General features: G+C 48.0%; 11 protein-coding genes. 4 read left to right on the top strand and 7 right to left on the bottom strand.

From position 1 onward, the window contains the following. Positions 1 to 262 precede the first annotated feature (262 nt). Positions 263 to 1162 (top strand): alpha/beta hydrolase fold domain-containing protein, encoded by a 900-nt coding sequence (locus B3W37_RS04935; RefSeq protein ID WP_483174958.1) that lies wholly within the window; start codon positions 263 to 265, stop codon positions 1160 to 1162. Between the two features lie 75 nt (positions 1163 to 1237). On the opposite strand, the gene B3W37_RS04940 is transcribed toward B3W37_RS04935, so the two are convergent. Further along, positions 1238 to 1933 (bottom strand): Crp/Fnr family transcriptional regulator, encoded by a 696-nt coding sequence (locus B3W37_RS04940; RefSeq protein WP_483171026.1) that lies wholly within the window; start codon positions 1931 to 1933, stop codon positions 1238 to 1240. Between the two features lie 169 nt (positions 1934 to 2102). Here B3W37_RS04940 and B3W37_RS04945 point away from each other — a divergent pair, with 169 nt between their 5' ends. Continuing rightward, entirely contained in the window at positions 2103 to 3752 is a 1650-nt protein-coding gene (locus B3W37_RS04945; RefSeq protein WP_483174959.1) for an FAD-dependent oxidoreductase, read from the top strand. 382 nt (positions 3753 to 4134) lie between these two features. After that, entirely contained in the window at positions 4135 to 4653 is a 519-nt protein-coding gene (locus B3W37_RS04950; RefSeq protein ID WP_481042635.1) for a C-GCAxxG-C-C family protein, read from the top strand. Positions 4654 to 4669: 16 nt separating this feature from the next. Here the strand turns inward: B3W37_RS04950 and B3W37_RS04955 are convergent, their stop codons facing one another. Together B3W37_RS04955 and B3W37_RS04960 are read right to left on the bottom strand one after the other, a co-directional pair. After that, positions 4670 to 4873 carry a hypothetical protein gene (locus B3W37_RS04955; protein ID WP_483174960.1) on the bottom strand — a complete coding sequence of 68 codons (204 nt, stop codon included), beginning with the start codon at positions 4871 to 4873 and terminating at the stop codon, positions 4670 to 4672. Between the two features lie 594 nt (positions 4874 to 5467). After that, a complete protein-coding gene (locus B3W37_RS04960) occupies positions 5468 to 6355 on the bottom strand; it encodes a hypothetical protein (protein ID WP_483174961.1) in 888 nt (295 codons plus the stop codon). A gap of 189 nt (positions 6356 to 6544) precedes the next feature. Here B3W37_RS04960 and B3W37_RS04965 point away from each other — a divergent pair, with 189 nt between their 5' ends. Beyond that, the gene (locus B3W37_RS04965) at positions 6545 to 6718 is read left to right on the top strand and encodes a hypothetical protein (protein ID WP_483174962.1); all 174 of its coding nucleotides are present in this window, start codon (positions 6545 to 6547) and stop codon (positions 6716 to 6718) included. A gap of 47 nt (positions 6719 to 6765) precedes the next feature. Here B3W37_RS04965 and B3W37_RS04970 read toward each other — a convergent pair whose 3' ends face one another. The 4 genes from B3W37_RS04970 to B3W37_RS04985 form a co-directional block, all read right to left on the bottom strand. After that, positions 6766 to 6915, bottom strand: coding sequence for a hypothetical protein (locus B3W37_RS04970; protein ID WP_483174963.1), 150 nt, complete (start codon positions 6913 to 6915; stop codon positions 6766 to 6768). Positions 6916 to 6993: 78 nt separating this feature from the next. Then, positions 6994 to 7479: a cupin domain-containing protein gene (locus B3W37_RS04975; protein WP_483171584.1), complete on the bottom strand. Its 486-nt coding sequence runs from the start codon at positions 7477 to 7479 to the stop codon at positions 6994 to 6996. 154 nt (positions 7480 to 7633) lie between these two features. Continuing rightward, the gene (locus tag B3W37_RS04980) at positions 7634 to 8563 is read right to left on the bottom strand and encodes a helix-turn-helix domain-containing protein (protein ID WP_483171583.1); all 930 of its coding nucleotides are present in this window, start codon (positions 8561 to 8563) and stop codon (positions 7634 to 7636) included. 14 nt (positions 8564 to 8577) lie between these two features. Beyond that, positions 8578 to 8808, bottom strand: a 231-nt coding sequence (locus B3W37_RS04985; RefSeq protein WP_483174964.1) for a hypothetical protein, incomplete at its 5' end; no start/stop codon positions are given.

Consider the following 8808-nt stretch of genomic DNA (forward strand, 5'->3'; position numbering starts at 1 on the left):
TTGGAGAAGGTCTTTTCCACCTTGCTGGCGACCGGGTCCACCGCAGCCTGCCAGGCTGAGATGTTGTCATTCAATGATTTTAATCAGCTGGTTGGACTGGAAAAATACCTGGATTTGGACAGCCGCTATAAAACATGATTTCCTGATTTTAGAAGGCCACAATATTTTACTTGGTGCAAGACAGGGCTGTGAAATATTGTAGGGTTTTTATAGAGTAGATCCGATTTATAGACAGCTGATAATATCATAGTGGAGGGTAAAAATGTATAAGCGGATTTCCGTAATGTTCGCGGTATTATTGGTACTAATAATCGTTGCCAGTTCCCTTTACGCCAGTCAAGACACCTACGTGGATATTTCCTATGGCTCGCCACCGGCTCAGCAGCTGGATATCTTTCTTCCCGATGGATTTGAAGCACCTTATCCGGTCATCATTTCAATCCACGGCGGCGGTTGGTGCGGCGGAGACAAGACGGGTCCCGACACTGAAATCGCCAAAGCCGGGTTGAAGCGCGGTTATGCGGTAGTAGCCGTTAATTATCGCCTGAGCGGGGAGGCGATTGCTCCCGCGCAGATTCAGGACGTAAAGGCCGCCATCCGCTTCATTCGCGCCAATGCAGGCAAATATCATCTGGATCCCAACAAACTTGCGGTATGGGGTAGTTCAGCCGGCGGCGCCCTGGCAGCCCTGGCAGGGACCTCTTCAGGCGTTCAGGAATTGCAGGACCTGAGTATGGGGTACACTCGTTTTTCCGACCGGGTTCAAGCGGTGGTGGACTGGTGCGGCCCGGTGGATCTCGCCACTATGGATCAGCAATTCAAAACAAGCGGTATTAACGGTGAAAAGATGGATGTTTTGGATTCGTATGGGTCAAAGTATGTGGGTGATAGAATCACCCTGGTTCCAGAGCTGGTACAGCTGGTAAATGCCGCCAATTATATAACCCCGGATGATCCCCCGTTTTACATTCAGCACGGCACCGCTGACACCCTGGTTCCTTACCAGCAGTCAACCGAACTCACCAAGAAATTGGAAGCGGTTTTGGGAAAGGATAAGGTACAGTTGGTAACCATGCCCGGTATGGGTCATGATGGCCATGGTTTTACCAACCCGGAAAGCATCAGCCATGTTCTGGACTTTCTAGATAAGACCCTGAAATAACCGGTCTTTTAACGGAAAACAGACCCCTGGCGGGTCTGTTTTCGTCTTGGGATCATGGCCGGGGACTGCGTTTCATCACCCTGAGCAGCACGAACCGCGGACACCCTCAGGATCAATCAGAATATACTGGTTCTTGTCACGAGTCACCTGGTTTTCAGCAATCAGCCTTTTCAAGGTTTGCGCCACCATCACCCGGGAAGCACCGATGAAACAGGATATCTCGTACTGAGTGAGTCTCATATTTATTCTAGTACCCTCTGGGCATGGTTCGCCGTACTCGGCGGCCAGTTTGATCAGAAGTTTAAGCACCCTCTCCCGGGTCGAACCGATACGGAAATCAAGCACCTCCTGGGAAAAAGCGCGCAGCCGGTTGCCCAGGTTACAGATAACTTGAAGCGCCAGTCCTGGCGATTCCCGAATAACTTCCTCCAGGTTGTCGCGGGTGAGAATGCACACCCGGGAATCCACCATGGCTATAGCCGAGGTCAAATGCCTGGTTTTATCGCAGATGGAATTCTCGCCCAGAAATGAGCCCTTTCCCGACAACTGCAATATAATCTCTTTGCCTTCCTGATTCACCCAAACAGATTTAAAGGTCCCTTTTTGGACCACAAATAAGACATCGGAAATATCTCCCTGCCTGTATAAAGCCTCGCCCTGTTTTACATGGGTTGACATGGCCGCCCTCTTGCACAGCGTGGTTACCAGTTCGGGTTCAATACAGGTCAGGAAAGGCAGACTCTCCAGTGAATAGCTAAAAGATTCTGGCATTTGTAATTATCCTTGTCAAATAATTGATATCCGGTATCTGAGCCTTGGTCTATTGTTATCATATATCATCGTGAAAAAATCAGCAAAGAAGATGTGGCGGCGGGGTTGAAAGCACTGTAATATTGCGAGCGGATAATTTATCGTCCGAGACAACCTGGAAAGGAGAATTATGATGAGCAAGAAGATCGTCATTGTCGGTGGTGTTGCCGGAGGAGCCAGTGCGGCAGCGAGACTCAGGAGGCTGGATGAAGCGGCTGAAATTGTAATCATCGAACGCGGTGAACACATATCCTTTGCCAATTGTGGATTGCCTTACTATGTGGGGGGTGTAATCAACAAAAGACAGAGCCTGTTGGTGCAAACCCCCCGGGCCATGCACAAGCGCTTCAATATCGATGTGCGCACTCACCATGAAGCGATCAGCATCCATCCCCAGGATAAAACCCTTGAAGTCAGGGAATTGCTCACCGGGGAGACTTACGTTGAAAAGTACGACTACCTGATACTGTCCCCCGGCGCCCATCCCATCATTCCTGACATCACCGGAATAGATCTGCCTAATGTTTTTACCGTTCGCAATGTTCCCGACAGTGATCTCATAAAAGATTTTGTTACCGTCAATCAGCCTGCGGCGGCGGCCATCATCGGCGCAGGTTTTATTGGCCTGGAAATGGCGGAAGCCCTGCATCAATCAGGGGTAAATACCACCGTAATCGAGTCCGCAGCACAGGTCATGGGCGCTCTGGATCCGGAAATGGCAGCGTTCCTGCATCAGTATTTACGCCGCCAAAATGTAAACCTGATTCTGAATGATAAAGTGGTGGCCTTAAAGGGGTCTTCCAGGGTTGAAGGCGTCGAACTGCAGAGCGGCCAATTTATAGCAGCCGATATGGCTGTTCTGGGAATCGGTGTGGCCCCGGAGGTCGCTTTGGCTGAAGCGGCTGGATTAGCTCTGGGATCTTCCGGGGGCATTCTGGTCAACGATGGCCTGCAGACTTCCGACCCCAATATATATGCGGTTGGCGACGCCATTCAGGTAAAGGATTTTGTTACCGGTAAAGCGGCTCTGGTTCCTCTGGCCGGGCCAGCCAACAAACAGGGCAGGTTGGCTGCCGACCATATTTGTGGCCGACAGGCCAGATATAACGGCACCCAAGGTACCGCCATCCTTAAGTTCATGGATATGGTGGTGGCAGTCACCGGCAGCAACGAAAAACGACTGGGCCAGCAGGGAATTAACTACCTGGCCTGTCATACCCATCCCGCTCCGCATGCCACTTATTACCCCGGCAGCTCGCAAATGTCAATGAAAGTGCTGTTTACCCCTGGGGAAGGCAAGCTATTGGGTGCTCAGATTGTAGGTTACGAAGGGGTAGATAAGCGTATTGATGTTCTGGCCACCGCTATTCGGGCCGGCATGACGGTTTTTGATTTAAAGGAATTGGAGTTGGCCTATGCCCCTCCCTTCTCGTCAGCCAAGGACCCGGTAAATATGATCGGTTATGTGGCATCCAACATCATAGACCACGACATAGACATCGTTTACTGGCATCAAGTGCCGTCCCTGGCGGCTGAAGGCGCCTTCTTAATCGATGTGCGCACCGCTAAAGAGTACGAATCAGGCGCTGTGGAAGGCGCTCATAATATCCCCCTTGATGAGATTCGCCTGCACTTGCAGGACATTCCTCAGGATAGGCCGGTGTTAACCTATTGTCAGGTTGGATTGCGCAGTTACATGGCAGCTCGCATATTGAAACAGAAGGGTTATCAGGTGAGAAACATCAGCGGAGGATTTAAACTTTTCCAGGCCATCAGTTAGCCAGGGCGGTTTGAGCTAAGCGCAACTGGCTTTCAGTTGGAATAAAGGCAGCTGGGTCAGAGGCCTGTACAATTACCGGCACCAATATGATATTTCAAAGTGATTGTTAAATAATTGATAGACCATCCCAGTATTATTCCTTATCATAATAACATATAGACTAATACATATAGCCGATTCGGTAAGGGCTTCTGACTATCAGCACTCCAATATGGCTCATAATACGCAGCTGTGCTGTTTTAAGAGTTTTCTTCAGACAGATATATAGAAAGAAAACCATTAGGGTGATGGGTAGTACCAAACAGCAAAGGGGGCGGTAAGGCAAGGTTGCTGAGTATCATGCTGATGGAGTAAGTCGAATGGTTATTAAGGAGGGGAATCAATGAGCGAATTCGTAGAAAAAGTAAAAGATAATGCGGCAAATAATTTCAAAGTTGGCCTTAACTGTGCAGAATCAGTCCTCAAAGCGGTTCTGGATACCGGGGTGGCTCCGGAATATCCCACCGAGGCAGTGGCACTGGCTACCGGGTTCGGCGGCGGAATGGGACTGGCCGGGCACAATTGCGGAGCCCTGGTCGGGGCAGTTATGGCTGTCGGGGCGGTGCATGGACGTAAAAACCCCATGGAGGGCGAATTCCAGGATCGTGTGGACCGGCTCTACGGTAATCCCGGCCTGTACAGATTCTTTAATGGTATGTCCCATGAATTCAGGGAAAAATACGGCGCTCTGGACTGTAAAACCCTTAACCAGGATTACCCCGAGTGGTTTGATAAAAACCGCTTTAAGGCTTGTATGAAAATGGTTATCGATGTTGCCGGAATGGCGGCGGAATATATTGAGAAGGGCACTTCCGATGGTTATACCCAGCCTTTCGGGGAGAACGTAGCCAAAAAGGTTTGATGCTACGCCGGTATATTCAGGTCTTATTTCTTTTTAAAAAATCAGAAAGCGGTGTTGAGCCGCTTTCTTTTTTGCTTGCTGTCTTATATAAACCTACCAACAAAGAATATACAATAATAATTATGACTCCTATAGAGCCTACTGCACCCATAGGCCTTATACCTACAATTAGGAAGACTATGCCAATGATAAGATTCATAATCACCTTATCGACCTTCAATGACCATCTGCCTTCTAAATTTCTTTGCGAATCAAAATGTTCTTTTGTGTAAAGGATTATTCCTATGGAATAAAGTAAAAGGAGTGGATTTAATATTAAAATGTGATATATTGCAGAAATATAAAAACAGAAAGTCCTATAAAGGCTAATATAGCTCCAATAACGCTTAAAATGGCCAGTGCAGTAGGCATTGCTCCTCCTAAAGATTATTGTTTGTTAGGTATATAATATACCTAACAAACAATATGAATGAATGATTTCCAAGTTAATGATATCGCGCTTAAATCTATCCCACAACCGCCCGAGCAGGATTTTCCTACTGGACTTATCAAATACAGGGTTCATTCAGTTCTTTAGCTTTAATACTCTCAAATAATTTATTATCCACTAAAGTTAGCCAATCCTTCAACTCGGTGGTATTCATACTATAATAATCCGACGGCTATTGTGAGGGTTTTCCCATTTTCCAGGCCAAATCTTTGTATAATGAGCTTTTGCTCCGATTCCTCCAAGGTGTTCAGTACTTGAATAAGGAGATCCCCTGACAGGGATCTTATTAAGGTCAAAGTCACTTTAAAATCCCCGTCCTTCTCTTTATGTAAGGAAAACAGCATAGAAATCAATTTCCGACTTAGTATAAGCAGTTATAGCGAAATAATAGGTCTTACCAGCGTACAAGGTTGGCATTAAAGGTTCTGATATATTACCACCAAAACTATTAGGCAAAACCGATAATGCGACGCCGTTAGAGTATATATTTGAACTTGCCACCAATGAAATAAGTTCTGATGTTGAAGGATCAACTTCATAGATATCAAAATCAACAGATGCATACGCACTGCTGTTAATAATTCCAGCTGTTGCACCTGCTACTTGTAGATACCCATTATAAGTGCCTTGAATGTTGACTAAGGCGCTACCCGAACCAGAACCAGTAATTGAAACTAGTAGACCAATTGAACTCATTGCGTAACCTGAGCCAATCCCACCGGGACATTGGTAATCACTTTTAGCATCTGCCCAACCCGTTCCGTCGAAACCATGATCTGCTTTGGTTCTGTTCGGAATATCAGAGGTTAAAGAAAACCCCGAATTTGCACTAGTGAATACTGCGTCTGCACGATTAAACGTCTCGTTTGTACCAACGTTTAAAGATTCTATTTTAGATTGTTTTTCGAGTAGTATTAGGTTTTTCGAGACTAATTCTTCTATATTAGTCTCCTTTTTCTTTGTTGCTTTTTGGATTTGATCATAGGTAAATGGTATCTCTAAAACCGCATCTGGATTTCTGTTAATATAATCAGAGACTATCTTATCCTTAAGTCTATTCAAATCTGCCTCATCAAGTCCTTGTATCATATCCCTACTTAGTTCTTTATAGTTTATGACGTTTTCTTCATTTACAACTAATGATTCGTCCACACCAATTGCCTGATCCTCCATGGCTTGTGTTACTGGTGTTATTATAAGTGATAATATCAATACTAGTGCGAATAAAAATGATTCTTTCCTCTCCGCTGGTTAGTTAGGGTGCTTTATATCATAATTTACAATAATATTATAATATGTAAATATTTATAATGCAAAAGAGCCATTTGAGGGTGTGAATATTCTTACAATTAGGACATAGCGAACTTGTGAGCAGTAGGGAGCGCAAATGGCTAGCAGCCTGTGCGAATCAGCTACGAATATTACACTGACGGCATAGTCAAAGCCATCGACTATCCCAATGGACTAAGAACTGATATATATAACAACATCAACCAGCTGACAGAACTCACCAATAAAAGGAAGCCAATACTGTCTCCTTATTCAGCTACGCCTATGATGGCAATAGAAATATAATATCAGTAACCCCAGACGGTCAAACCACCGACTGTCAAGATGACATATTAATCTGACAAAAGTCTCCACAAATCCACCTTAAAGCCGTTCTTTTCAGAATCAGGCTGGATAATTGGTGACACACGTTTGAAAGGCTTTTTTTTGATGCCGCCCGACATATGCGCCTTCGCCAGCTCCGCAAGAGAGTTTCTGCCCATCGGCTGCTGCCGGACGTACTCATAAATCTGCTTATACCGCTGCACCTGCCGGTCGCGGATCCGCCAGGTCCCCGCACCTTAGCGCAGGTAGTCAAAGCTGTCCATCATATAGATCAGCAGTTCCTCCAGGCAGGCTTTGACAGCTTCTTCATGGTACGGAACTGCTTCATCGTCCGGGAGAAGCTGCACCAGCCGGGCGACATGCTCTTTCAGACAGCGGTATTTTTTCGGCGCTTCGGCCTCAGGGTCAGTAGAACAGCACTGGAAAAGCATATATTCAAAGTTCGGATCGGCACGGACGCAGAAGGCGGGGTCTATCTGCAAAAGCAGCAGCCGGTTTGTTCCGCCGTTCTTTTTGATGCGGTGCGGTTTGTTCACGTTGACGACGGCGACTTCGTTCTCTTTCAGCAGGTGGGTTTCGCCGCACAGGGTAACCTCCGTCTTTCCCGCCAGCACCAGGATGATCTCCACGGCATTGTGCCAGTGGTAGTGGTATTCATCGATCTGCCACACCGAGGCTTTTAGCGGCAGCTTTCCTGAAAATCCAATGATTTCCGGGTACATATTTCAATCACCTTCCTTTCCTCGTTGCCATAACTCTATTGCATTTGGAAAAGCCGCGCATTGACACTTTTAAGCTCCGAGAAAAAAAAATCAATTTTTTATCAAAAAATAAACCCGCGTTAAGCGGGTTTATCTGTTGGGCATGTTCATTCGGTTATTCTATGAAATCTCCGGCGTTGGCCGCCGACAGCCGGCGTACGGCATAGTCGAAGGGTATGTCCCTGTATCGCGCTTGCCGGGCAAGGGCCGCGCTGTCCGCTTTATGGGCTTTGCGAAAATCCGAGGGGGTGGCGTGGAAGAAGCGCCGGAAATATTTAATGAGGTATTTGGCGTCGGAAAAGCCGCAGTCCTCCGCGATCTCCACGACGCGCAGGCCGGAGCCGAGCAGCAGCCTTGCCGCGCGCTCACACCGGCCGTAGCACATCAGCTCCTGAAAGGACATGCCGAACTTTTCCTTGATGTCGCCGGAGATATGCTGGAGGCTGACGCCCAGCTCCGCGGCAAGAGCCGTCAGGCCGAGGCGCACCTCTGCGTCGCTGGTCGTATGCCGCGCCATCTGCCGGAGCCTTGCCACGCGTTTTTCGTCAAAGGGCTCGGTGCCGAAGCCCCAGCGCAAAAAATCGAAATTGTACACGGTATAGGCCAGCATTTCCTTCAAGAGCTTCTTCAGGTTGCCGTTGTCTGCGCCGCGCTGGTCCGCGCCGAGCAGCCCGGCCAGCCGGGCGATATAGTCCTTCAGCACACCATACTTTTCCGGAGCCTGGGCTTCGTGATAGGTAGAGCAGCAGTAGAGGAACAGATAACGGTCCGGCAGGACGCTGCGGCAGAAAGCGGGATCGATGTGTAGAAACAGGATTTCGTCCTCTCCGTCCCCGGTCATGCGGTGCAGCTCGCCCATGTTCGTAATGGCGACGTCCCCTTCCCGCATCGACAGTTCGTCGTTGCCCATGCCGATGTTGACCGAGCCCTTGAGCACCTGCACAATCTCCAACGCCTCGTGCCAGTGGTAGGGGTATTGGTTGCCAGCCCGGACAAACGCCCGGACCGGCAGGCCGTTATGAAATTCGATCGACTCGGGACGCATACTTGCCGCTCACCTCACAAACATCGGGCAGGGATCATTTCTTCGGGGTTTTCAACATCTTTCGGCACAACCCACATATTGCCATCTTCTGCAGGCCTTCGATTCGTCCGGCTGCGCAATGATAGTTGACCATCCGGCTTATGATAACACCATTTATCCGCGGCTTCCCTTACGCTGATGCATTCTATGACCCATCCCCCGCTTATGTATGTTGCCTCCATTATACTTCTCAAACCATCTTGCAG

The organism is Syntrophomonas sp. UBA5494, assembly GCF_002426325.1.

What these genes read in the sequence shown, in the direction of transcription:
- B3W37_RS04935 (WP_483174958.1), top strand. Translation starts at nt 263, where the DNA reads ATGTATAAGCGGATTTCCGTAATGTTCGCGGTATTATTGGTACTAATA.
- B3W37_RS04940 (WP_483171026.1), bottom strand. Translation starts at nt 1,933, where the DNA reads ATGCCAGAATCTTTTAGCTATTCACTGGAGAGTCTGCCTTTCCTGACC.
- B3W37_RS04975 (WP_483171584.1), bottom strand. Translation starts at nt 7,479, where the DNA reads ATGTACCCGGAAATCATTGGATTTTCAGGAAAGCTGCCGCTAAAAGCC.
- B3W37_RS04945 (WP_483174959.1), top strand. Translation starts at nt 2,103, where the DNA reads ATGATGAGCAAGAAGATCGTCATTGTCGGTGGTGTTGCCGGAGGAGCC.
- B3W37_RS04980 (WP_483171583.1), bottom strand. Translation starts at nt 8,563, where the DNA reads ATGCGTCCCGAGTCGATCGAATTTCATAACGGCCTGCCGGTCCGGGCG.
- B3W37_RS04970 (WP_483174963.1), bottom strand. Translation starts at nt 6,915, where the DNA reads ATGGGCAGAAACTCTCTTGCGGAGCTGGCGAAGGCGCATATGTCGGGC.
- B3W37_RS04950 (WP_481042635.1), top strand. Translation starts at nt 4,135, where the DNA reads ATGAGCGAATTCGTAGAAAAAGTAAAAGATAATGCGGCAAATAATTTC.